Consider the following 23,560-nt stretch of genomic DNA (forward strand, 5'->3'; position numbering starts at 1 on the left):
GAAGAGATGAGAAAAAAGCAGGCCAAAAAAAGGCCACTATTACCAGATCCAAGATTTAACGATCAGCTCGTAACACGTTTCGTCAACATGATGATGTGGGATGGGAAAAAGTCGATAGCCTTCAAGGTATTTTACGATGCGATTGATATCGTTGACGAAAAGAAAACAGATGATGAAAAGTCTGGTTTGGAACTTTGGAAAGATGCATTGAGCAATGTAATGCCTCACGTGGAAGTTAGAAGTAGAAGAGTGGGTGGTGCAACATTCCAAATTCCGATGCAAATAAGGCCCGACCGTAAAATATCGACCGCAATGAAATGGTTGATAAGCTATGCAAGAAAGAGAAATGAAAAGTCCATGGCTCAAAAACTTGCAGCAGAAGTATTGGCCGCAGCAAAAGAAGAAGGTGCTGCAGTCAAGAAAAGAGTGGACACCCACAAAATGGCCGAAGCAAACAAAGCATTCTCCCACTTTAGATTTTAAGAATTAGAAATGGCAAGAGATTTAAAATATACAAGAAACATAGGTATTGCCGCTCATATTGATGCGGGTAAAACCACAACCACCGAACGTATCTTGTTCTACACTGGTGTAAGTCACAAAATTGGAGAGGTACACGATGGTGCCGCTACTATGGATTGGATGGAGCAAGAACAAGAGCGAGGAATAACCATTACTTCTGCTGCAACAACTTGTGAGTGGGTCTTTCCTATGGAAAACGCAAAGCCTACCGCAGATGCAAAACCATATCATTTTAATATTATAGATACTCCTGGCCACGTTGACTTTACCGTAGAGGTGAATAGATCATTACGTGTTCTCGACGGATTGGTCTTTTTGTTCAGCGCGGTTGATGGCGTTGAGCCACAATCTGAAACTAACTGGAGGTTGGCCGATAATTATAAAGTGCCGCGCATTGGTTTTGTCAATAAAATGGATCGTCAAGGTTCTAATTTTTTGATGGTATGCAAGCAGGTCAAACAAATGTTGGGGTCCAATGCCGTTCCCATTGTTTTACCGATAGGTGAAGAGGCCGATTTTAAAGGAATCGTTGATTTGGCAAAGAACAGGGCCATCGTATGGCACGAAGAAGGCTTTGGTTCAACTTTTGATGTTGTTGATATTCCCGAGGAGATGAAGGCTGAAGTGAAGGAGTATAGGGCTGCATTAATCGAAGCTGTTGCGGAATATGATGAAGAGTTGATGGAAAAGTTCTTCGAAGATGAAGATTCTATTACGGAAGAAGAGGTGCACGCGGCGTTAAGAGCAGCGGTTATGGATAGGGCGATTATACCTATGATATGTGGTTCTTCATTTAAAAATAAAGGCGTTCAGTTTTTATTGGACGCGGTATGTAGGTACTTGCCATCCCCAATTGATAAAGACGCTATTGTTGGTACCGATCCTGAAACCGGAAAGGAAATCAGCAGAAAACCAGACGTGAAAGAACCTTTCTCGGCATTGGCATTTAAAATAGCTACCGATCCGTTTGTAGGTCGTTTGGCTTTCTTTAGAACCTATTCGGGCCGTTTGGATGCAGGTTCTTATATTTTGAACAACCGTTCGGGTAAAAAAGAGCGTATCTCACGTATATATCAAATGCACTCCAATAAACAAAATGCTATTGATTATATTGAGGCTGGAGATATTGGTGCAGCCGTAGGATTTAAGGACATTAAGACGGGTGATACCATGTCTTCCGAGAAACATCCGATTATACTGGAAAGTATGGACTTTCCAGATCCCGTAATCGGTATTGCTGTTGAGCCCAAGACCAAGGTCGATGTTGAAAAACTAGGTATGGCTTTGGCAAAGTTGGCCGAAGAAGATCCTACTTTTCAGGTAAAGACCGATGAGGCATCCGGACAGACCATTATTTCTGGTATGGGAGAGCTTCACTTAGATATTATCGTTGATCGCTTGAAACGCGAATTTAAGGTTGAGGTCAACCAAGGTGAACCACAGGTAGAGTACAAAGAAGCCTTGACCAAGCTGGCTTCACACAGAGAAACCTATAAAAAGCAATCAGGAGGTCGTGGTAAATTTGGTGATATCGTATTCGAGATGGGGCCCGCAGATGATGATTTTGAAGGCACTGGGTTACAGTTTGTCGATGAAATCAAAGGTGGTCGTATACCAAAAGAATTTATTCCTTCGGTAGAAAAAGGTTTTGCTACAGCGATGCAAAACGGTCCGTTGGCCGGTTATGAAATGGATACTATGAAAGTAGTATTGAAAGATGGTTCGTTCCACCCGGTGGATTCCGATCAGCTATCTTTTGAATTGGCAGCAAAAATGGGGTATAAAGCAGCTGGTAAAGCAGCTGGAGCCGTCATCATGGAGCCAATTATGAAAATAGAGGTTTTGACACCTGAGGAAAACATGGGTGATATTGTTGGCGATTTGAACAGGCGAAGAGGAACAATTTCCAATATGAGCGATAGGGCAGGTGCCAAAGTTATCAAAGGTGAGGTGCCGTTATCAGAAATGTTCGGTTACGTAACATCGTTAAGGACATTGTCATCTGGCCGTGCTACATCTACTATGGAATTTTCACACTATGCCGAAACCCCATCAAATATTTCAGAGGAAGTAATAAAGGCAGCTAAAGGTGTAACCGCTTAATTTTAAGAAAATGAGTCAGAAAATCAGAATAAAATTGAAGTCTTACGATTATAACCTAGTGGATAAATCTGCTGAGAAAATCGTAAAAACGGTAAAGACTACTGGAGCGGTTGTAACAGGTCCCATTCCTTTGCCAACACATAAAAAAATATTTACGGTTTTGCGTTCTCCACATGTGAACAAAAAGTCTAGGGAGCAGTTTCAGTTAAGTTCATACAAAAGATTATTGGACATATACAGCTCTTCGTCAAAAACAATTGATGCTTTAATGAAACTTGAGCTCCCAAGTGGTGTAGAAGTCGAAATAAAAGTATAAATTTGCACTCCTTTAAAAAAGGGGTAACATGTCCGGAGCTGCGTGCAAAGGAAAAACGGTAAAAGAACACATTCAGGGCTGGATGATTTCTTTGCCCTGTTTTTGTACCATTGAATTGGTGAAACCAAAAGAAAAGTTAAACAAATAATTAGTATAAATATGTCTGGGTTAATAGGAAAAAAAGTAGGCATGACCAGCATCTTTGATGAGAATGGGAAGAATATCCCATGCACCGTAATCGAAGCTGGCCCATGTGTAGTTACCCAAGTCAGAACCGATGAGGTAGACGGGTATAGTGCCCTTCAACTTGGTTTCGATGACAAGGCAGAGAAACGTGCAAATAAGGCCGAGACAGGTCATTTTAAGAAAGCAGGTTCTTCTCCCAAGAAAAAAGTCGTTGAGTTCCAAGGTTTTGAAGGAGATTACAAATTGGGAGATACCATAGGTGTCGATGTTTTTGTAGAGGGAGAGTTTGTTGATGTCGTAGGTACATCAAAAGGTAAAGGCTTTGCCGGTGTTGTAAAAAGGCATGGGTTTGGAGGAGTTGGACAAGCCACACACGGTCAGCACAATAGATTAAGAGCTCCCGGTTCAATCGGAGCCGCTTCATATCCAGCAAGAGTTTTTAAGGGTATGAGAATGGCCGGTAGAATGGGTGGTGGCAGAGTAACTGTTCAAAACCTTAGAGTTTTAAAGGTAGTTCCTGAGAAAAACCTAATCGTAGTCAAAGGTTGTGTTCCAGGACATAAAAACGCTTACGTAACTATTGAGAAGTAATGAAGGTAGCAGTTTTAGATATCAAAGGAAAAGATACGGGAAGAAAGGTAGACCTTTCGGATTCCGTTTTCGCTATAGAACCGAACAATCATGCGATTTACTTAGATGTAAAACAGTATTTGGCGCATCAAAGACAAGGTACGCACAAATCTAAGGAAAGAGCCGAAATCGCTGGTAGTACCAGAAAGATAAAAAAGCAAAAGGGTACGGGTACCGCTCGTGCTGGTAGTATTAAATCCCCGATCTTTAGAGGGGGTGGTCGTATATTCGGCCCAAGGCCCAAGGATTATACCCAAAAGTTGAACAAAAATGTGAAGCGTTTGGCAAGAAAATCCGCTTTTAGTTTAAAGTCTAAAGAGAAATCAATTTTCGTCTTGGAGGACTTTACTTTTGAGACTCCTAAAACCAAAGATTTTATCAATGTTTTGAAGTCTTTGGGATTGGAAAACAAAAAATCCTTATTTGTGTTGGGCGATTCAAATAATAGCGTATATTTGTCGTCACGCAATTTGAAGCAATCTGAAGTCATAATCAACTCAGAATTAAGTACTTACAAAATACTAAATGCCAATAGTATTGTGCTTACCGAAGGAGCTTTAGAAGAAATCGAATCAAATTTAAACAAGTAGAGAACCATGAGTGTGTTGATAAAGCCAATTATTACCGAAAAGATGACCGCTGATAGTGAGTTATTTAATCGATATGGTTTCGTTGTTGATACGAAGGCTAATAAATTGCAGATAAAAGATGCGGTTGAAGCTACGTACGGTGTATCTGTTAAAAAGGTTCGTACTATGAATTACGGCCCAAACCGTAAATCACGTTACACCAAAACCGGTGTACAGCATGGCAAGACAAATGCTTACAAGAAAGCAATTGTTGATGTGGTTGAAGGAGATATAATTGATTTTTACAGTAATCTATAAAGACAACAAATGTCAGTTAGGAAATTAAAACCAATCACTCCCGGACAGCGTTTTAGAGTAGTCAATGGATTTGACGCCATTACTACTGATAAGCCGGAGAAAAGTTTACTTGCTCCGTTAAAAAAGTCGGGAGGTAGAAACAGTCAAGGAAAAATGACCATGCGCCATAGAGGTGGTGGGCATAAAAGAAGGTATCGTATCATAGATTTTAAAAGAGACAAGCAAGGAGTAGCTGCCACTGTAAAATCTATTCAGTACGATCCCAACAGAACGGCTTTTATCGCTTTGTTGGAGTATGTAGATGGCGAGAAAAAATACATAATTGCCCAAAATGGTCTTCAGGTAGGTCAACAAGTTTCATCAGGAACTGGAGTGGCTCCCGAAATTGGGAATGCCTTGCCATTGAGCGAGATTCCTTTGGGTACAATTATATCTTGTATTGAATTGCGACCAGGACAAGGTGCCGTAATGGCAAGAAGTGCTGGTACTTTTGCGCAGCTTATGGCTAAGGAAGGCAAGTTTGTTACCGTAAAATTGCCATCTGGTGAAACAAGGTTGATTTTGGCCAATTGCTTGGCCACAGTTGGAGCAATATCCAATTCAGATCATCAATTGCTTGTGTCCGGTAAAGCCGGTAGAAGTAGATGGTTGGGCAGAAGACCTAGAACAAGACCGGTAGCAATGAACCCTGTTGATCACCCAATGGGTGGTGGTGAAGGTCGTGCTTCTGGTGGGCATCCAAGATCTAAAAATGGTATTCCTGCAAAAGGTTTTAGAACACGTTCCAAGACTAAGGACACCAACAGATATATCATAGAACGTAGAAAGAAATAATAAATTAAGAGAAATGGCACGTTCATTAAAAAAAGGACCTTACGTTCATCATAGTTTGGATAAAAAAGTTCAGCAAAATGTTGAATCTGGTAAGAAAACGGTAATCAAGACATGGTCTAGGGCTTCCATGATAACACCAGATTTTGTTGGTCAAACAATAGCTGTTCACAATGGTAGGCAATTTGTACCAGTATACGTAACAGAGAACATGGTGGGACACAAATTAGGGGAATTTTCACCAACGCGTTCCTTCAGGGGGCATGCAGGTGCTAAGAATAAAGGTAAAAAGTAAGAAGCTATGGGAGTTCGAAAGAGACAGATGGCCGAAAGAATAAAGGCTGAGAAAAAGCAGATGGCTTTTGCAAAACTGAATAATTGCCCAACTTCTCCAAGGAAAATGCGGTTGGTCGCTGATTTGATAAGAGGTAAGCAAATAGAAACTGCTTTGGCCACTTTGAAATTCAGCCAAAAAGAGGCTTCCAGAAAAGTGGAGAAACTGTTATTGTCCGCTATTGCAAATTGGCAAGCCAAAAACGAAGATGCAAATGTTGAGGATGCTGACCTTTTTGTAAAGGAGATTACAGTAGATAGTGGCGCTATGTTGAAAAGATTGAGACCTGCTCCTCAAGGAAGGGCGCATAGAATAAGAAAACGTTCCAACCATGTGACTTTGGTTTTGGGATCTAACAATAATACAGAAAGCTAGAGCATCAATATGGGACAGAAAACAAATCCGATAGGAAATCGCTTAGGAATTATTTTAGGATGGGAATCCAACTGGTACGGTGGTAATGATTACGGTGATAAGTTGGCCGAAGATGATAAAATCAGAAAATATATCCATGCACGTCTTGCGAAAGCTAGCGTTTCCAGAGTAATTATAGAGCGTACCTTAAAATTGATAACCATTACCATTACAACAGCCAGACCTGGTATAATAATAGGTAAAGGTGGTCAAGAGGTGGATAAACTCAAAGAAGAGCTCAAAAAAATCACCAACAAAGAGGTCCAAATCAACATATTTGAAATTAAAAGGCCTGAGCTTGATGCCAATTTAGTTGCAGCGAGTATCGCTCGTCAGATAGAAAGTAGGATATCATACAGGAGAGCCATCAAAATGGCTATCGCAGCTACAATGCGTATGAATGCTGAAGGAATCAAAGTTCAAATCTCAGGCAGATTGAATGGTGCGGAGATGGCGCGATCGGAATCTTTTAAAGATGGTAGAATTCCATTATCCACTTTCAGAGCAGAGATTGACTATGCTCTACAAGAAGCTCAAACTACCTATGGTAAACTAGGTATAAAGGTTTGGATAATGAAAGGCGAAGTATATGGTAAGAGAGAATTATCACCTTTGGTAGGCATGTCAAAAAGCCAAGGTAAAGGCGGTAAGCAAGATGGACCAAAGAAACCTCGTCGTAGAAAGTAATTTTAAAGAAAGTACAAAAAGATGTTACAGCCAAAAAGAACGAAATATCGCAAGATGCAGAAAGGCCGCATGAAGGGGATTTCCCAAAGGGGTCATCAACTTTCAAACGGTATGTTCGGTATTAAATCCTTAGATACGAATTTTGTGACTGCACGTCAGATTGAAGCTGCACGTATCGCTGCCACAAGATTTATGAAAAGACAGGGCCAATTGTGGATTAAAATTTTTCCGGATAAGCCTATTACCAAAAAACCATTGGAAGTGCGTATGGGAAAAGGTAAGGGTGCCCCGGAATATTTTGTTGCCGTCGTCCAGCCCGGGAGGATAATCTTTGAAGTGGCAGGTGTACCAATGGATGTTGCCAAAGAAGCACTTCGTCTTGCGGCCCAAAAGTTACCTGTGAAGACCAAATTTATAGTTGCTAGAGATTATTCAGCACAATAAAAGTAAGGAACTATGAAACAATCAGAGATAAAAGAATTATCGGTAGAAGAGCTAAAAGCTAAACTGGCTGAATACAAGAAGCAAAATTCGGATTTGAAGATATCACACTCCGTGACTCCTTTGGAAAATCCGCTTCTCATTAGAAAAACTAGAAAGACGGTTGCAAGATTGGCTACCGAATTAACGAAAAGGGAAAACCAATAACTGGTTCTGCTTTATGGAAAATAGAAATTTAAGAAAAGAAAGAGTAGGGGTAGTAACAAGTAACAAAATGGAGAAGTCCATTGTCGTTGCTGAGGTCAAACGTGTAAAGCACCCTATGTACGGTAAGTTCGTTTTGAGAACCAAAAAGTATGTTGCGCACGACGAAACAAATGACTGCAATATCGGCGATACGGTCAAGATAATGGAAACACGCCCATTGAGCAAGACCAAATGTTGGAGGTTAGTTGAAATTTTAGAAAGAGCTAAATAATATGTTACAGCAAGAATCTAGATTAAAGGTAGCGGATAATACAGGAGCCAAAGAGGTTTTGACCATTAGGGTATTAGGTGGTACAAAAAGAAGATATGCCTCGGTTGGTGATAAAATTGTGGTTACCGTTAAAGAGGCAACCCCAAACGGTGGTATCAAAAAGGGTGCGGTTTCAACGGCGGTTGTTGTTCGTACAAAAAAAGAAGTCAGAAGACCTGATGGCTCTTATATTCGATTTGATGATAATGCTTGTGTTCTTCTAAACCCAACGGGCGAAATGAGGGGTACCAGGGTTTTTGGACCGGTAGCAAGAGAATTGCGCGACAAGCAGTTCATGAAAATTGTTTCATTGGCACCAGAAGTACTTTAATACAGTCTAAGAGATGAAGAAGTTAAAAGTTAAAACAGGAGATACGGTAAGAATCATAGCCGGTGACCATAAAGGTACTGAGGGTAAAATCTTGTCCGTGAACTTAGAGAAGAACAAAGCGATAGTTGAAGGGGCCAATATGGTGTCCAAACATCAAAAACCGAGTGCTCAAAACCCACAAGGTGGTATCGTAAAAATGGAGGCACCCATTCATGTATCCAATTTATCCTTAATCGATAAATCCGGAGAGACAACAAGGGTGGGTTATGAAATAAGAGATGGAAAAAAGGTTAGAGTTTCCAAAAAATCCAATGAAGTAATTTAGTTATGGCATACGTTCCAAGATTAAAAACAGAATATAAAGAGCGTGTAATCGGTTCTTTGAAAGAAGAGTTTGGTTATAAAAACGTTATGGAAGTTCCTAAACTTCAAAAGATAGTGGTTTCTAGAGGTGTTGGTGCCGCAGTCGCCGATAAGAAATTGATAGATCACGCAGTTGAAGAGTTAACGAATATAACCGGACAAAGAGCAATTGCAACTATGTCCAAAAAAGATGTTGCCGCTTTCAAGTTGCGTAAAGGTATGCCCATCGGTGCCAAGGTAACCTTACGTGGAGAACGCATGTACGAATTCTTGGATAGGTTGGTAACTACGGCTTTACCGCGTGTTAGGGATTTTCAAGGCATACGGGCCACCGGGTTTGATGGTCGTGGAAACTACAGTTTAGGCGTAACCGAACAAATCATTTTTCCCGAAATCAATATCGATAAGATAAATAGGATTAACGGAATGGATATCACCTTTGTGACAACAGCCCAAACGGATAAGGAAGCAAAATCATTATTAACTGAATTGGGATTACCTTTTAAAAAGAATTAGTATGGCTAAAGAATCAATGAAGGCCCGTGAACGTAAAAGGGCAAAAACCGTGGCTAAATATGCTGAAAAAAGAAAGGCTTTGAAAGAAGCTGGTGATTATGAAGCATTACAAAAGCTACCTAAAAACGCCTCCCCTGTTCGTATGCACAACCGTTGTAAACTAACAGGTAGACCCAAGGGATATATGAGAACCTTTGGGATATCCAGGGTCATGTTCAGGGAAATGGCCAATAAAGGTCTTATACCAGGTGTTAAAAAAGCTAGCTGGTAACAATATAATTAAAAACTGGTTTTAGGTCTGGCGCCAATTGCTGGAAACCGCTACCGAAATATATAAGAATGTTTACAGATACTATATCAGATTACTTAACAAGAATTAGAAATGCAAGTAGGGCAGGCCATAGGGTCGTTGAAATCCCTGCTTCTAATTTAAAGAAGGAAATTACAAAAATATTGTTCGACCAAGGCTATATTCTTAGCTATAAGTTTGAGGACAGCTCCGTTCAAGGAACTATCAAAATAGCCTTAAAATACGATAAGTTCACTAAAGAGCCTGTCATAAAGAAAATACAGAGAATAAGTAAGCCCGGTCTTCGTAAATATGCTGGCTCAGATGATTTACCAAGGGTTCTTAACGGTCTAGGTATTGCAATAGTTTCTACATCGCATGGTGTAATGACAAGTAAGCAGGCCAAAGCCGAAAAAGTAGGTGGTGAGGTTTTGTGTTACGTTTATTAATTGAATTAAAGAGATATAATAATGTCTAGAATAGGTAATAATCCAGTTGCGATTCCTGAAGGAGTAACCGTTGAGGTCGCTGATAACGTAGTTACCGTTAAGGGTAAATTGGGAGAGCTGACCCAGGAATATTCGAGTGTTTCCGTCAAAGTTGAAGACGGGCAACTTTGGGTGACCAGACCTTCCGATTCCAAAGACCACAAAGCTAAACACGGTCTGTACAGGTCCTTGATGTTGAATATGATAGAAGGAGTTTCTAAAGGATGGACCAAAGAACTTGAATTGGTAGGTGTAGGATATCGTGCCAATAACCAAGGGCAAAAGTTGGATTTGGCCTTAGGTTTCTCACATAATATCGTTTTGGATTTGGCTCCCGAAGTAAAAGTCGAAACGGTTTCAGAAAAAGGAAAAAATCCTATCATAAAACTCACTTCGCACGATAAGCAGTTAGTGGGTCAGATAGCGGCAAAAATAAGAGGCTTCCGTAAGCCAGAACCTTACAAAGGAAAGGGTATCAGGTTTGTTGGTGAGCAATTAAGAAGAAAAGCAGGTAAATCGGCCTAATATATAGCATCATGGGATTATCGAAAATAGAAAGAAGACAACGCATAAGAAGGAGAATCCGTAAGGTATCCGTTGGAACTGCGGAAAGACCAAGACTATCCGTTTTTAGAAGTAACAAAGAGATTTACGCTCAATTGATAGACGATACCAAAGGCGTTACCTTGTTGGCCGTATCATCTAGGGATAAAGATTTGGATGTTAAGGGAACTAAGACAGAAATAGCCAATTTGGTTGGTAAAGCTGTTGCGGAAAAAGCAAAAAAGGCTGGTATTGAAGCCGTTGCTTTTGATAGGGGCGGCAATCTATATCATGGTAGGGTAAAATCATTGGCTGAAGGGGCTAGAGAAGCAGGACTTAAATTCTAAAATATTATGTACCAAAAGTATAAAAGCGTAGAAACAGTAAAACCAGGTGGTCTTGATTTAAAAGACAGGTTGGTAGGCGTTCAAAGGGTTACTAAAGTTACTAAAGGTGGTAGGGCATTCGGTTTTTCAGCTATTGTTGTAGTTGGCGATGAAAACGGTGTGGTAGGTCACGGTCTTGGTAAATCCAAAGAGGTTGCCACTGCTATTGCCAAAGCGATAGAAGATGCCAAAAAAAACCTGATTAGAATACCTCTTAATAGAGGGACCTTGCCTCATGAACAAAAAGGTAAGTTTGGCGGTGCACGCGTATATATTCAACCGGCTTCCCATGGTACGGGAGTAATAGCTGGTGGTGCCGTTAGAGCGGTTTTGGAAGCAGTAGGGGTTCATGACGTATTGTCAAAATCGCAAGGTTCTTCAAACCCACATAATGTAGTTAAAGCCACTTTTGATGCTTTACTTCAATTACGTGACGCTAGAACTGTGGCCAATCAAAGAGGAGTTTCCTTAGAAAAAGTTTTTAAAGGATAAGAAAGGATAGTATGGCAAAGATTAAAGTAAAACAGATAAAGAGTAGCATCAAGAAACCTCAAAATCAAAAGAGAACTCTTGTGGCACTTGGTTTAAAAGGTATCGGTCAAGTAGTAGAACATGAAGCTACTCCCAATATCCTTGGAATGATAGATAAAGTACAACATTTGGTCTCGACAGAAGAGGCCTAAACAAGATAATAGAATGAATTTAAGCAATCTAAAGCCAGCTGAAGGTTCCGCTCACAGAGAAGGCAAAAGAGTGGGTAGAGGTCAGGGATCCGGAAAAGGTGGTACGGCAACCCGAGGACATAAAGGCGCAAAGTCCCGTTCGGGATACTCAAAAAAACTGGGTTTTGAAGGTGGTCAAATGCCATTGCAACGTAGGGTTCCTAAATTTGGATTTACCAACATTAACAGAAAAGAATACAGAGGCATAAATTTGGATACTTTACAAGAGTTGGTAGACAACAAAGTAGTCAAGGATACTGTTACTTTTGAAATGCTGGTTGAAAAGGGATTGGCCCATAAAAACGATTTAGTCAAGATTTTGGGAAGGGGAGAGTTAAAAACTTCCTTGAAAATTTCTGTACATAAATTTACTGCTAGTGCCAAATCGGCAATCGAAGCTGCCGGTGGAGAAGCGATAAATTTATAAGCGAAATCAGATTATGAAGAAATTTTTCGAGACCATATCCAATATCTGGAAGATTGATGAACTAAAGGGTAGAATCATAATGACCCTCGGCTTATTACTGGTATATCGTTTTGGTGCACAGATAGTACTTCCTGGTATCGATTCTACTCAATTGGCTCAACTTGCTTCCAATACAGGAACCGACCAGGGTATTTTTGGATTGTTGAATGCCTTTACGGGCGGAGCTTTCTCAAATGCATCTGTTTTTGCTTTAGGCATAATGCCATATATATCGGCCTCCATTGTGGTTCAGTTGATGGGTATTGCAATTCCTTATCTTCAAAAATTACAAAAAGAAGGGGAGAGCGGTAGAAAGACCATCAATCAAATAACACGATGGCTGACCATTGGTATATGTATCGTTCAAGCACCGGCTTACTTATATGGTTTAGGCGCTTTAGGCGTTCCGGACAGTGCTTTTTTATTGGGTAAGGGTCTTAATTTCATAGTTCCATCTGTAATCATTTTGGTGACCGGTTGTGTATTTGCAATGTGGTTGGGAGAAAAAATTACGGATAAAGGTATAGGTAATGGTATCTCGTTATTGATTATGATCGGTATTATAGCTACAATGCCACAATCCTTTATTCAGGAATTTGTTTCAAGAACCGATAACAATAATGGCGGACTCATGTTTATCTTGATTGAAGTTATTGTTTGGTTTTTGGTTATTTTGGCAAGTGTACTTTTAGTTATGGCAACCAGGCAAATACCTGTTCAATACGCACGAAGAACAGCATCGGGAGGGTATGAAAAGAATATCATGGGATCTAGACAGTATATTCCGTTAAAGTTGAATGCATCAGGTGTAATGCCAATAATTTTTGCACAAGCAATCATGTTTGCACCAGGTTTGATAGGTAAATCTTTTAATGATACTGCCGTAGGCCAGTGGATGGAAGTTCAGTTCAGTGATATTTTTGGATTGGCATACAACATTTTGTTTGGTTTGTTGATTATTATATTCACTTATTTCTATACGGCGATCACAGTACCGACCAATAAAATGGCAGATGATCTAAAACGTAGCGGTGGTTTTATACCCGGTATTCGGCCAGGTAAAGAAACAGGTGATTATTTAGATAAAATAATGTCATTGATTACGTTACCAGGTTCTATTTTCTTAGCTTTGCTCGCTGTTTTACCGGCAGTGGTCGTTAAGTTGGGTGATGTGCAACCAGGGTGGGCATTATTTTATGGTGGAACATCGCTTTTGATTATGGTAGGTGTCGCTATTGATACAGTTCAACAAGTAAATTCATATTTATTAAATCGCCATTATGATGGTTTAATGAAAACAGGTAAAAATAGAAAAGTGGCATAAAAAGAAATTAGTACGTAGACCTTAGACGTTAGAATATTTTATTCGGGAACGAATTTTATTGAAACTAACGACTACCGACTAAAAATCAAATACTAATAAAATGGCTAAACAAGCAGCAATAGAGCAAGACGGAACAATCATCGAGGCATTGTCAAACGCAATGTTCAGGGTAGAATTGGAGAATGGTCATGTAGTTACTGCACATATTTCTGGAAAAATGAGAATGCATTATATCAAATTGCTTCCAGGAGATAAAGTAAAATTAGAAATGAGTCCTTACGATTTGACTAAGGCGAGAATTACATATAGATACTAAGATGAAGGTTAGAGCATCAGTAAAAAAGAGAAGTGCCGACTGCAAAATAGTACGCAGAAAGGGCAGATTGTACGTAATTAACAAAAAGAATCCTAGATTTAAACAAAGACAAGGGTAATTATGGCAAGAATTGCAGGTATAGACATACCAAAACAGAAAAGAGGAGTTATAGCCCTTACCTATATTTTTGGTATCGGTAATAGTAGGGCCAAGGAAATTTTGGCAACCGCTAAAGTAAGTGAAGATACCAAAGTATCGGACTGGAACGATGATGAGATAGGAAAAATCCGTGATGCGGTCTCTTCCTATACAATTGAAGGGGAATTGCGTTCTGAAACCCAATTGAACATCAAGCGCTTGATGGATATTGGTTGTTATAGGGGTATACGTCACAGATCTGGTTTGCCGTTAAGAGGACAGCGTACCAAAAACAACTCAAGAACAAGAAAAGGGAAAAGAAAAACTGTTGCCAATAAGAAGAAGGCGACTAAATAATATAAAGTACCTGATACTGAGTAACTAGTATTGACCAAGGCGCTTGAGAGTCATTGCGCAACCATATACTAACTACTCAATACTAGTACTAAATACTTTAGATATGGCAAAAACGAGTGCTAAAACAACAAAAAAGCGTAAGGTTATTGTAGAGTCTGTGGGTGAAGCTCACATCACTGCATCTTTCAATAACATCATTATTTCCTTGACCAATAAAAAGGGAGATGTTATTTCTTGGTCCTCTGCTGGAAAGCAAGGTTTTAGAGGGTCTAAGAAAAACACCCCCTATGCTGCCCAAGTAGCATCGGAAGATTGTGCAAAAATAGCGCATGAAGCTGGTCTTAGAAAAGTAAAGGTTTACGTAAAGGGGCCAGGTAACGGTAGGGAATCAGCAATACGATCCTTACACAATTCTGGTATAGAGGTAACAGAAATTATTGACGTTACACCGTTACCGCACAATGGTTGTAGACCTCCAAAAAGAAGAAGAGTTTAATCAATTTAATAATTTTCAAGGGATTGTAGTTACGATTATCGAAGGATTAAGCCTTAATTCATAATCACAATCCCAAAACAAAAGAAGATGGCAAGATACACAGGACCAAAATCAAAAATTGCACGTAAGTTCGGAGAAGCAATTTTTGGAGACGATAAGTCTTTCGAAAAGAAAAATTTTCCTCCAGGACAACACGGAAACGCAAGACGTCGCGGAAAAAAATCCGAATATGCTATCCAATTAATGGAAAAGCAGAAAGCTAAATACACCTATGGCATTTTAGAACGTCAATTTAGAAATATTTTTGCAAAAGCGAATAGAAGCAAGGGAGTTACCGGTGAGGTATTGCTTCAATTGTGCGAATCAAGATTGGATAACGTGGTTTACAGAATGGGCATTTCCCCAACAAGAAGCGGAGCCAGACAATTGGTTTCCCACAGACACATCACTGTCAACGGTGAGTTGGTAAACATACCTTCATATTCGTTAAAAGCCGGTGACGTCGTAGGAGTTAGGGAGAAATCAAAATCTTTGCAGGCCATACAGGACGCCTTGGCGGCAAATAGTAGTGTTTACGAATGGATTACTTGGAACTCGGAAAAAAAGGAAGGTACTTTTGTCTCTGTTCCGGAAAGACTTCAGATTCCTGAAAATATCAAAGAACAATTAATAGTCGAGTTATACTCAAAATAAAACAACACTGATCCAATTATGGCATTATTAAATTTTCAAAAACCAGATAAAGTTATAATGATTGATTCTTCAGATTTTGAAGGGAAATTTGAATTTCGCCCTTTAGAACCTGGTTATGGATTGACTGTCGGTAACGCACTTAGAAGAGTACTGCTTTCCGCTTTAGAAGGTTTTGCTATAACATCTGTTAGGATAGACCAAGTAGAACACGAGTTTTCTGTTATACCCGGTGTCGTAGAAGATGTAACGGAAATTATTTTGAACTTAAAACAAGTTCGCTTTAAAAGGCAAATTGAGGATACAGAGGCCGAGGTCGTTTCCATTTCATTAAGTGGAAAGGATAAACTAACTGCTGGCGACTTTCAAAAATTTATTTCGGGATATCAAGTTTTAAATCCTGATTTGGTGATTTGTAATATGGATGCCAAGGTCAATATCAACATGGAAATCGTTATCGATAAAGGACGCGGGTACGTTCCGGCCGAAGAAAACAAAAAATCAAATGCGCCTTTAGGTACCATTGCGGTAGATTCTATTTTCACACCTATCAAAAACGTGAAATACAGTATCGAAAACTTCCGTGTAGAGCAAAAAACCGATTATGAGAAATTGGTTTTTGAAATCGTGTCCGATGGTTCTATACACCCAAAAGACGCCTTGACCGAAGCTGCCAAGGTTTTGATACATCACTTTATGCTATTCTCGGATGAGCGTATCACTTTGGAAGCTGACGAAATTGCACAGACCGAAACATACGATGAAGAGTCACTTCACATGCGCCAATTGTTAAAGACCAAATTGGTTGATATGGATTTGTCCGTTCGTGCCTTGAATTGTTTGAAAGCGGCTGAAGTCGATACTTTAGGCGATTTGGTCTCTTTCAATAAAAATGATTTGATGAAGTTCAGAAACTTTGGAAAAAAATCTTTGACAGAGTTGGAAGAGCTTGTAATCAACAAAGGTTTAAGCTTTGGAATGGATTTGTCAAAATATAAATTAGATAAAGATTAGAGTATTCATATTTTGCTCCTCGTTCAATCGGGTTTGGTAGCAAGATGATAAAACAAAAACATGAGACACGGTAAAAAAGTAAACCATTTAGGAAGAAAGACGGCACATAGAAAAGCCATGTTGGCCAATATGGCCTGTTCCCTGATAGAGCACAAGAGAATCAATACAACGGTTGCCAAAGCAAAAGCTTTAAAGCAATTTATTGAGCCATTGATCACAAAGTCCAAAGCAGAAAATAACCAGACTGTAGAAAAAGGTACGCACAATAGGCGTTTGGCTTTCAAAAACCTGAGGGATAAATATGCTGTTACAGAACTTTTTAGTGTAGTGTCTGAAAAAGTGGCGGACAGGCCTGGGGGCTATACCAGAATTATCAAACTTGGAAATCGTTTAGGTGACAATGCCGACATGGCGATGATTGAGTTGGTAGATTTCAACGAACTTTACAATGCCGATAAGCCTAAGAAGAAAACTACAAGAAGAAGTAGAAGAGGCGGTGGAGCAAAAGCAGCTGCGCCAGTTGCTACGGAAGCCCAAACAGATACAGAAGCCAAAGCCGATGACTCTGAAGAATAAAATGTCAATAAATATTGATAATTATAAAAGGATAAGCCTAAAAGCTTATCCTTTTTTTATGTTTTTTTGTGAATAGATTTAATAAGAAAGACACTTATGAAGTATCAAACTAAAAAGAAAGCACTATTGTTGTTAGCGGATGGGACTATTTTTTACGGTAAGTCCGTAGGTAACAAAGAAGGTACTGCCTTTGGTGAGGTTTGTTTTAATACGGGAATGACCGGTTATCAGGAAATTTTTACGGATCCCTCCTATTTTGGACAGTTAATGGTCACAACGAACGCCCATATTGGTAACTATGGTACAAATTCAGATGAAGTGGAATCGGATTCTACCAAAATATCGGGCCTTATCTGTAAAAACTTTAGTTATGAATATTCAAGGCCTATTGCTGACGCTAGTTTGGAGGAATTTTTGAACCACAACCAACTCTTTGCAATTTCTGATGTTGATACCAGGGCATTGGTAAATTATATTCGGGATAATGGTGCGATGAATGCCGTTATTTCAACAGATGTTGACAACATTGAACAATTAAAACAAAAATTGGAAGAAGTTCCAAGTATGGAGGGGCTGGAGTTGGCTTCAAAAGTATCTACCAAAGAACCTTATTTTTTCGGTGATGAAAATGCTACCTACAAGATAGCCGCGTTGGATATTGGTGTGAAAAAGAACATTCTCAGAAATTTGGCCAAGCGCAACGCTTACATTAAAGTATTTCCGTACAATACCAATTTTGAAGAAATGTCGGCTTGGAATCCCGATGCCTACTTTATTTCAAATGGGCCGGGAGATCCAGAACCGTTAACTGAAGCAATAACAACTGCTAAGGAAATCATAAAGACCAATAAACCTCTTTTTGGTATTTGTCTAGGACACCAAATCATTGCATTGGCTAACGGAGTGTCAACGTATAAAATGCACAACGGGCATAGGGGTATCAATCATCCTATTTTGAATTTGTTAACGGGCAAGGGAGAGATAACCTCACAAAACCATGGTTTTGCCATCAATAGGGAAGAGACCGAATCAAACACCGATTTGGAAATTACGCATGTTCATTTAAACGATAATACAGTTGCAGGAATACGAATGAAGGGTAAAGACGTATTTTCAGTTCAATATCATCCTGAAGCTAGCCCCGGGCCACACGATGCGGATTATCTTTTTGATGATTTTTTCAAACTGATAGAGAAAACTGCAAGGCAAACGGCAGAAGTTTAAATAATCGTTATTTTATTGGGAAATACCATCAGTTCTCCTTTTACCGCAAAAAGGGTTTTGTATCTTTGCCATTCGTTAAAAATCAATCTTAAAAAGAAGTTATTACATGAGTATTATACTAAGTGTTCACGCAAGACAAATATTGGATTCAAGAGGTAACCCTACCGTTGAAGTAGATGTAATTACCGAAAACGGTGTAATGGGTAGGGCGGCTGTCCCTTCGGGAGCCTCAACAGGTGAGCATGAAGCGGTTGAGTTGCGCGATGGTGGAAATACTTTTATGGGCAAGGGTGTTATGAAAGCTGTTGAAAATGTGAACACTGTTATTGCAGAGGAGATTTTGGGAATGTCCGTTTTTGAGCAAAACCTATTGGATCAAACCATGATCGATTTGGATGGAACGCCAAACAAATCCAAATTAGGGGCAAACGCTATCTTAGGAGTTTCTTTGGCGGCCGCGAAAGCAGCTGCAAACGAGCTTGGTCTTTCTTTATACAGATATGTGGGCGGTGTTAGTGCAAACACGCTTCCGGTACCGATGATGAACATTATCAACGGGGGTTCGCATTCAGATGCTCCAATAGCTTTTCAGGAGTTTATGGTAATGCCCGTAAAGGCAAAAAGTTTTACCCATGCCATGCAAATGGGTACCGAGATTTTTCATAACCTAAAAAAAGTATTGCACGATAGGGGCTTGAGTACTGCAGTTGGTGATGAGGGCGGTTTTGCTCCAAATTTGGCAGGAGGTACCGAAGATGCCCTGGATACGATAGCCAAAGCTGTGGAAAAAGCGGGTTATAAATTAGGGGACGATGTAATGATTGCTTTAGACTGCGCCGCTGCAGAATTTTTTGTGAATGGGGCGTATGACTATACCAAGTTTGAAGGCAGTAAAGGAGTTGTGCGTACCTCTGAGGAGCAAGCACAGTATTTGGCTGACCTTTCCGCCAAGTATCCTATTATTTCAATTGAAGATGGTATGGATGAAAACGATTGGGACGGCTGGAAAGCTCTGACCGATAAAATCGGGGATAAAGTACAATTGGTAGGGGATGATTTGTTCGTTACCAATGTAGAGAGACTTTCTACCGGCATTGAAAAAGGTATTGCCAATTCAATTTTGATAAAAGTGAATCAGATAGGAACCCTTACTGAGACGATTGCCGCAGTAAATATGGCTAAAAATGCCGGGTATACTTCGGTCATGTCGCACCGTTCGGGTGAAACAGAGGATAATACCATTGCAGACCTCGCCGTGGCCTTAAATACAGGTCAAATCAAAACAGGTTCAGCTTCCCGTTCGGATAGAATGGCGAAGTACAACCAATTGTTACGTATAGAAGAGGAGTTGGGAGATACAGCATATTACCCAAAAGAAAAAGCATTTAAAATCAAGTAAAACGTTCAAAACCCACCAAAAGCCTTTTTATCGTCAAAAGGCTTTTTTTTGGTGCAAACTTAAAATTTGATTACCTTTTTGAAATACATCAAGACCATACTAATTATATGAATAACTTTCTTTTTGTTTCCGCAGAGAACGATGCCATTCCCGATTGCAAAGCAGGTGGTATGGGTGATGTTGTGAGAGATGTGCCAAGAGAAATATCCAAACGCGGAGACAAGGTACAAGTTGTAGTTCCATCCTATTCTAGATTACATCATAACGCAACCTTTAGGACCAATATAAATTTTCTGCTAAGAGGGCAGACGTATATAGCCGAGCTATATGAGGTAGCGCCAAAAAAGGAATTCAACAATGTAAGCCATTATGTAATACATCACCCTGAAATCGAAGAAGGCGGTATTGCCCATATTTATCACGATGACCCCGAAGAACCATTTTATACGGATTTTATCAAGTATATGATTTTTTGCACAGCAGTTGCAGAATCCATTAAAATGGGCGCTTTTGGTCAATTGGACGTGGTGCACATGCACGATTGGCATTCAAGCGCATTGTTATTCCTAAAGGAATACCACCCAAGTTATAAAGACTTGATTAAAATGCGCTATGTGTATAGCATTCATAATTTGGCCATTCAAGGCATTCGCCCTTTTTATGATAATTATGCATCGGTCGGGAACTGGTTTCCAGAAGTTCCTTTGGATTTTAAGGTATTGCAAGACCCAAGATACAAGGATTGTATAAATTTAATGGCCGTGGGTATACGTTTGGCAGATGCCGTACACACAGTTTCCCCATCATACAAAGAGGATGTTTTATTGCCCAGTGCCAGACCTGAGTTTGTTGGCGGGGAGAGCCTCGAAATTGATTTACAGCAAGCGGACAATGAAGGTAGGCTTTTTGGGATACTCAATGCTTCGAATTATGGTAACGTACGTGAGGCCGAAAAAGGACAGTTATATCGCAACACTGTAAAGGCTTTGTTTAGGTGGTTGCAAGATGAATCCAAAAAATACAAAGCCGATTTTCTGGCACACACCGGGGAAAAAATAATGGAGTTCGTGGGAAATAGGCCAAAATTCATAGTCTCAAGTGTAGCACGCTTGACCGAGCAAAAGTTTTATTTTTTTAAACGCTCGCCAGAAGCATTTGAAAAAATACTGGAACGCCTAAGAAAAATTGATGGTATCTTTATATTGTTAGGTACTGGGGACCCAGATTATGAAGATTTTTTTAGGGAAATGAGCTACAAGCATAAAAACTTTGTTTTCACGAATGGCCAATCCGAAGATTTGATAGATTCTATGTATTTGGAAACAAATCTATACTTTATGCCCAGTCTGTTTGAACCTTGTGGCATAAGTCAAATGCTCGCAATGCGAAATGGTAATCCTTGTTTGGTGCATCACACTGGAGGGCTAAAGGATACAGTAGAACCGATGAAAACGGGTTTTGCCTTTGACGGTAAAACATATGACATCAAAATTAAGAATATGATCAAGAGTTTTGACGAAGCTCTAAAGGTCTGGGAGAATGATAAACCCAAATGGAAACGCATACAGAACAATGCAAAAAAAATGCGATTTACATGGGATAAATCTGTTGATGAATACTACAGGTCACTTTATTTACTCTAGAACTGGGCACCCTCTCTACACCTTGTTAATATTTGCCTAAAGACAGTTGTTAAATTGTTAAAACAACACGTTTTTCTTAAATTTACCTTTCACAATTTAATACATAATACTATATATGTCAGATAAAGCTACTCTAGAATATAATGGTCAAAAATATGAGTTTCCCATAGTGAAGGGAACCGAAGATGAACTGGGCATTGATATCAAAACATTACGCTCCGCAACTGGAGGTATGATCACTTTAGATCCGGGGTATAAAAATACAGGAGCCTGTGAAAGTGCCATTACTTTTTTGGACGGTGAGAAAGGAATTTTGCGATATCGGGGATATTCTATTGAGGAATTGGCCGAAAAGGCCGATTTTTTAGAGGTAGCTTATTTGTTGATTTTTGGTGAATTGCCAAATAAGGAACAATTGGAGGCATTTCATGTAGATATCAAAAACGAGTCGCATGTTGATGAGGAAATGAAGAAGATATTGGATGCGTTTCCAAAATCGGCCCATCCTATGGGCGTACTTTCTTCCTTAACGAGTGCACTTATTGCATTCAATCCCATCTCGGTAAACGTTACTTCAAAAGATGAAATGTACGGGGCCATTGTTCGTATTATGGCAAAGTTCCCGGTTTTGGTGGCTTGGACTTTGCGTAAGAAAAAAGGCCTGCCTTTGGATTATGGCGATGATGAGTTAGGGTATGTTGAAAATATCCATAAGATGATGTTCAAAAGGCCTTCCCAAGAATACAAGAGAAATAAGATTGTTATTGATGCGTTGGATCAATTATTGATTCTTCATGCAGATCACGAACAAAACTGCTCTACTTCTACGGTAAGAATAGTAGGGTCTTCACATGCGGGATTATTTGCATCGCTCTCTGCGGGTATTTCAGCTCTCTGGGGCCCATTGCACGGTGGTGCCAATCAAGCCGTATTGGAAATGTTGGAAGCTATCGAAGCCGATGGTGGCGACACTAAAAAATATATGGCAAAAGCCAAGGACAAAAACGATCCATTTAGATTAATGGGCTTTGGGCACAGAGTGTACAAAAACTTTGACCCAAGGGCCAAAATCATAAAGAAGGCCGCTGAGGAAGTATTGGGAGATTTGGGAATAGAAGATCCTATTTTGGAAATAGCCAAAGGTCTTGCCAAAGAGGCTTTGGAAGACGAATATTTCGTGAAGCGAAAGCTATACCCCAATGTTGATTTTTACTCGGGCATCATATACAGGGCTTTGGGCATACCGACTGAAATGTTTACGGTAATGTTCGCCTTGGGAAGATTACCGGGCTGGATTGCCCAATGGAGGGAAATGAGACTTCGCAGTGAGCCTATAGGAAGGCCAAGACAAATATATATAGGTGAAAACCAACGCCCCTTTGTCGAAGTTGACAAAAGGTAGATTGCTACCTATAAAAACAATTGGAGCCCTTTTCTTTTTAAAAGGGCTTTTTTTATGCTAAAAATGAATTTTACCTTTATTGAAAAATACAATGTTACATCTTAACATCAATGATGAGATCTCACCCTTAAAAGTAGTGGTGTTGGGTACGGCAAAGAGTTGTGGCCCGACCCCAAAGCCCGAAGATGCTTATGATCCTAAGTCTTTGGAGCACATATTGGCCGGGACTTACCCAAATGAAGATGATATGGTCGATGAAATGGAAGCTTTTGCTTCCGTTTTTGAACAGTATAATGTAAAGGTATACCGACCGGAAGTACTAAAGGATTGTAATCAAATTTTTTCCCGAGATATCGCTTTCGTCATAGAAAACAAATTGATAATAGCCAATATACTCCCGGATAGGGAGAAAGAGGTTGAGGCTATCTTACATGTACTGGATAAGATAGAAGAGGAAAACATACTACATCCGCCAGAAAAAGTACATGTGGAAGGTGGTGATGTAATGCCTTGGAACGACTATGTTTTTGTAGGGACCTATACCGCCGAAGACTATGCCGAACATATAACGGCTAGGACCAATATACATGCCGTACAGTATTTAAAAGAGCAGTTTCCACATAAAAACATAAAGTCTTTTGAATTGCGAAAATCAGTCAATGCGCGAGAGAATGCCCTGCACCTGGACTGTTGTTTTCAGCCTTTGGGCAAAGGCAAGGCCATTCTTCATAAAAATGGCTTTTTAGTTGAGGAAGAATATCAATGGCTGGTCAATTTTTTTGGGCGGGAAAACATTTTTGAAATCACCGCGGATGAAATGTATCAAATGTTCAGCAATGTTTTTTCAATATCGCCAGAAGTAGTGGTTTCTGAAAAGAACTTTACAAGGTTGAACAATTGGTTAAGAGAACAGGGGTTTGTTGTTGAGGAAATTCCCTATTCGGAAATATCAAAACAAGAAGGACTTTTACGCTGCAGTACCCTACCCTTAATAAGAACATAAAATGAA

Annotated in this window: 36 protein-coding genes; all 36 read left to right on the plus strand. The window is 39.7% G+C overall.

From position 1 onward, the window contains the following. Window positions 1–6: 6 nt before the first annotated feature. The 36 genes from rpsG to HYG79_RS12405 all read left to right on the plus strand — a co-directional run bounded on the left by rpsG (window position 7) and on the right by HYG79_RS12405 (window position 23,554). The gene (rpsG, locus tag HYG79_RS12230) at window positions 7–483 is read left to right on the plus strand and encodes a 30S ribosomal protein S7 (RefSeq protein ID WP_179242366.1); all 477 of its coding nucleotides are present in this window, start codon (window positions 7–9) and stop codon (window positions 481–483) included. Window positions 484–492: 9 nt separating this feature from the next. Beyond that, window positions 493–2,625 carry an elongation factor G gene (fusA, locus tag HYG79_RS12235; protein ID WP_179242367.1) on the plus strand — a complete coding sequence of 711 codons (2,133 nt, stop codon included), beginning with the start codon at window positions 493–495 and terminating at the stop codon, window positions 2,623–2,625. A gap of 10 nt (window positions 2,626–2,635) precedes the next feature. Further along, entirely contained in the window at window positions 2,636–2,941 is a 306-nt protein-coding gene (rpsJ, locus tag HYG79_RS12240; RefSeq protein ID WP_008613600.1) for a 30S ribosomal protein S10, read from the plus strand. Between the two features lie 159 nt (window positions 2,942–3,100). Next, on the plus strand, window positions 3,101–3,718 hold the full coding sequence (rplC, locus tag HYG79_RS12245) for a 50S ribosomal protein L3 (RefSeq protein ID WP_179242368.1): 618 nt from the start codon (window positions 3,101–3,103) through the stop codon (window positions 3,716–3,718). Further along, the gene (gene rplD / locus HYG79_RS12250; protein ID WP_179242369.1) at window positions 3,718–4,347 is read left to right on the plus strand and encodes a 50S ribosomal protein L4; all 630 of its coding nucleotides are present in this window, start codon (window positions 3,718–3,720) and stop codon (window positions 4,345–4,347) included. Before rplC ends, rplD begins: the two co-directional genes overlap by 1 nt. Window positions 4,348–4,353: 6 nt before the next feature. Next, window positions 4,354–4,644, plus strand: a complete 291-nt coding sequence (gene rplW / locus HYG79_RS12255) for a 50S ribosomal protein L23 (protein WP_179242370.1) — start codon at window positions 4,354–4,356, stop codon at window positions 4,642–4,644. Window positions 4,645–4,653: 9 nt separating this feature from the next. After that, on the plus strand, window positions 4,654–5,478 hold the full coding sequence (rplB, locus tag HYG79_RS12260) for a 50S ribosomal protein L2 (protein ID WP_179242371.1): 825 nt from the start codon (window positions 4,654–4,656) through the stop codon (window positions 5,476–5,478). Window positions 5,479–5,491: 13 nt separating this feature from the next. Then, window positions 5,492–5,770 (plus strand): 30S ribosomal protein S19, encoded by a 279-nt coding sequence (gene rpsS / locus HYG79_RS12265; protein ID WP_179242372.1) that lies wholly within the window; start codon window positions 5,492–5,494, stop codon window positions 5,768–5,770. A 6-nt stretch (window positions 5,771–5,776) separates the two neighbouring features. Then, complete coding sequence (gene rplV / locus HYG79_RS12270) at window positions 5,777–6,184, plus strand: 50S ribosomal protein L22 (protein ID WP_179242373.1); 408 nt, start codon at window positions 5,777–5,779, stop codon at window positions 6,182–6,184. A gap of 9 nt (window positions 6,185–6,193) precedes the next feature. After that, complete coding sequence (gene rpsC, locus HYG79_RS12275; protein ID WP_179242374.1) at window positions 6,194–6,910, plus strand: 30S ribosomal protein S3; 717 nt, start codon at window positions 6,194–6,196, stop codon at window positions 6,908–6,910. A 21-nt stretch (window positions 6,911–6,931) separates the two neighbouring features. After that, window positions 6,932–7,354: a 50S ribosomal protein L16 gene (gene rplP / locus HYG79_RS12280; protein WP_179242375.1), complete on the plus strand. Its 423-nt coding sequence runs from the start codon at window positions 6,932–6,934 to the stop codon at window positions 7,352–7,354. Window positions 7,355–7,366: 12 nt separating this feature from the next. Further along, complete coding sequence (rpmC, locus tag HYG79_RS12285; RefSeq protein ID WP_179242376.1) at window positions 7,367–7,558, plus strand: 50S ribosomal protein L29; 192 nt, start codon at window positions 7,367–7,369, stop codon at window positions 7,556–7,558. A gap of 13 nt (window positions 7,559–7,571) precedes the next feature. Continuing rightward, window positions 7,572–7,829 carry a 30S ribosomal protein S17 gene (gene rpsQ / locus HYG79_RS12290; protein WP_179242377.1) on the plus strand — a complete coding sequence of 86 codons (258 nt, stop codon included), beginning with the start codon at window positions 7,572–7,574 and terminating at the stop codon, window positions 7,827–7,829. Window position 7,830: 1 nt separating this feature from the next. After that, window positions 7,831–8,199, plus strand: coding sequence for a 50S ribosomal protein L14 (gene rplN, locus HYG79_RS12295; protein ID WP_161437260.1), 369 nt, complete (start codon window positions 7,831–7,833; stop codon window positions 8,197–8,199). Between the two features lie 13 nt (window positions 8,200–8,212). Beyond that, window positions 8,213–8,524, plus strand: a complete 312-nt coding sequence (gene rplX / locus HYG79_RS12300) for a 50S ribosomal protein L24 (RefSeq protein WP_179242378.1) — start codon at window positions 8,213–8,215, stop codon at window positions 8,522–8,524. A gap of 2 nt (window positions 8,525–8,526) precedes the next feature. Continuing rightward, window positions 8,527–9,078, plus strand: a complete 552-nt coding sequence (rplE, locus tag HYG79_RS12305; protein ID WP_179242379.1) for a 50S ribosomal protein L5 — start codon at window positions 8,527–8,529, stop codon at window positions 9,076–9,078. A gap of 1 nt (window position 9,079) precedes the next feature. Next, on the plus strand, window positions 9,080–9,349 hold the full coding sequence (gene rpsN, locus HYG79_RS12310) for a 30S ribosomal protein S14 (RefSeq protein ID WP_179242380.1): 270 nt from the start codon (window positions 9,080–9,082) through the stop codon (window positions 9,347–9,349). Window positions 9,350–9,417: 68 nt separating this feature from the next. Beyond that, window positions 9,418–9,816 carry a 30S ribosomal protein S8 gene (gene rpsH, locus HYG79_RS12315; protein WP_179242381.1) on the plus strand — a complete coding sequence of 133 codons (399 nt, stop codon included), beginning with the start codon at window positions 9,418–9,420 and terminating at the stop codon, window positions 9,814–9,816. 21 nt (window positions 9,817–9,837) lie between these two features. Continuing rightward, on the plus strand, window positions 9,838–10,380 hold the full coding sequence (gene rplF, locus HYG79_RS12320; RefSeq protein WP_179242382.1) for a 50S ribosomal protein L6: 543 nt from the start codon (window positions 9,838–9,840) through the stop codon (window positions 10,378–10,380). Between the two features lie 11 nt (window positions 10,381–10,391). Then, a complete protein-coding gene (rplR, locus tag HYG79_RS12325) occupies window positions 10,392–10,745 on the plus strand; it encodes a 50S ribosomal protein L18 (RefSeq protein ID WP_179242383.1) in 354 nt (117 codons plus the stop codon). Window positions 10,746–10,751: 6 nt separating this feature from the next. Then, on the plus strand, window positions 10,752–11,276 hold the full coding sequence (gene rpsE, locus HYG79_RS12330; RefSeq protein ID WP_179242384.1) for a 30S ribosomal protein S5: 525 nt from the start codon (window positions 10,752–10,754) through the stop codon (window positions 11,274–11,276). Window positions 11,277–11,287: 11 nt separating this feature from the next. Further along, window positions 11,288–11,467, plus strand: a complete 180-nt coding sequence (gene rpmD / locus HYG79_RS12335; protein WP_179242385.1) for a 50S ribosomal protein L30 — start codon at window positions 11,288–11,290, stop codon at window positions 11,465–11,467. A gap of 13 nt (window positions 11,468–11,480) precedes the next feature. Beyond that, complete coding sequence (gene rplO, locus HYG79_RS12340; protein WP_179242386.1) at window positions 11,481–11,933, plus strand: 50S ribosomal protein L15; 453 nt, start codon at window positions 11,481–11,483, stop codon at window positions 11,931–11,933. Window positions 11,934–11,946: 13 nt separating this feature from the next. Then, window positions 11,947–13,296: a preprotein translocase subunit SecY gene (secY, locus tag HYG79_RS12345; RefSeq protein WP_179242387.1), complete on the plus strand. Its 1,350-nt coding sequence runs from the start codon at window positions 11,947–11,949 to the stop codon at window positions 13,294–13,296. A 100-nt stretch (window positions 13,297–13,396) separates the two neighbouring features. After that, the gene (gene infA, locus HYG79_RS12350) at window positions 13,397–13,612 is read left to right on the plus strand and encodes a translation initiation factor IF-1 (RefSeq protein WP_011710675.1); all 216 of its coding nucleotides are present in this window, start codon (window positions 13,397–13,399) and stop codon (window positions 13,610–13,612) included. Window position 13,613: 1 nt separating this feature from the next. Beyond that, entirely contained in the window at window positions 13,614–13,730 is a 117-nt protein-coding gene (gene ykgO, locus HYG79_RS12355; RefSeq protein ID WP_013305171.1) for a type B 50S ribosomal protein L36, read from the plus strand. 2 nt (window positions 13,731–13,732) lie between these two features. Further along, window positions 13,733–14,107 carry a 30S ribosomal protein S13 gene (rpsM, locus tag HYG79_RS12360; protein ID WP_179242388.1) on the plus strand — a complete coding sequence of 125 codons (375 nt, stop codon included), beginning with the start codon at window positions 13,733–13,735 and terminating at the stop codon, window positions 14,105–14,107. Window positions 14,108–14,210: 103 nt separating this feature from the next. Beyond that, window positions 14,211–14,603 (plus strand): 30S ribosomal protein S11, encoded by a 393-nt coding sequence (gene rpsK / locus HYG79_RS12365; RefSeq protein ID WP_179242389.1) that lies wholly within the window; start codon window positions 14,211–14,213, stop codon window positions 14,601–14,603. 87 nt (window positions 14,604–14,690) lie between these two features. After that, window positions 14,691–15,296, plus strand: coding sequence for a 30S ribosomal protein S4 (gene rpsD / locus HYG79_RS12370; protein ID WP_179242390.1), 606 nt, complete (start codon window positions 14,691–14,693; stop codon window positions 15,294–15,296). Between the two features lie 18 nt (window positions 15,297–15,314). After that, window positions 15,315–16,307: a DNA-directed RNA polymerase subunit alpha gene (locus HYG79_RS12375; protein ID WP_179242391.1), complete on the plus strand. Its 993-nt coding sequence runs from the start codon at window positions 15,315–15,317 to the stop codon at window positions 16,305–16,307. A 60-nt stretch (window positions 16,308–16,367) separates the two neighbouring features. Further along, window positions 16,368–16,883: a 50S ribosomal protein L17 gene (rplQ, locus tag HYG79_RS12380; protein ID WP_179242392.1), complete on the plus strand. Its 516-nt coding sequence runs from the start codon at window positions 16,368–16,370 to the stop codon at window positions 16,881–16,883. A gap of 96 nt (window positions 16,884–16,979) precedes the next feature. Continuing rightward, window positions 16,980–18,107: a glutamine-hydrolyzing carbamoyl-phosphate synthase small subunit gene (gene carA / locus HYG79_RS12385; protein ID WP_179242393.1), complete on the plus strand. Its 1,128-nt coding sequence runs from the start codon at window positions 16,980–16,982 to the stop codon at window positions 18,105–18,107. Window positions 18,108–18,213: 106 nt separating this feature from the next. Beyond that, window positions 18,214–19,506, plus strand: a complete 1,293-nt coding sequence (eno, locus tag HYG79_RS12390) for a phosphopyruvate hydratase (RefSeq protein WP_179242394.1) — start codon at window positions 18,214–18,216, stop codon at window positions 19,504–19,506. A 107-nt stretch (window positions 19,507–19,613) separates the two neighbouring features. Continuing rightward, a complete protein-coding gene (locus HYG79_RS12395; protein WP_179242395.1) occupies window positions 19,614–21,149 on the plus strand; it encodes a glycogen synthase in 1,536 nt (511 codons plus the stop codon). 115 nt (window positions 21,150–21,264) lie between these two features. Further along, a complete protein-coding gene (locus HYG79_RS12400; RefSeq protein ID WP_179242396.1) occupies window positions 21,265–22,551 on the plus strand; it encodes a citrate synthase in 1,287 nt (428 codons plus the stop codon). A gap of 91 nt (window positions 22,552–22,642) precedes the next feature. Further along, window positions 22,643–23,554 (plus strand): dimethylarginine dimethylaminohydrolase family protein, encoded by a 912-nt coding sequence (locus HYG79_RS12405; protein WP_179242397.1) that lies wholly within the window; start codon window positions 22,643–22,645, stop codon window positions 23,552–23,554. The last annotated feature ends 6 nt before the right edge of the window (window positions 23,555–23,560 follow it).

Source organism: Costertonia aggregata (assembly GCF_013402795.1).
In the GTDB taxonomy this organism is placed as follows: Bacteria; Bacteroidota; Bacteroidia; order Flavobacteriales; family Flavobacteriaceae; genus Costertonia; species Costertonia aggregata.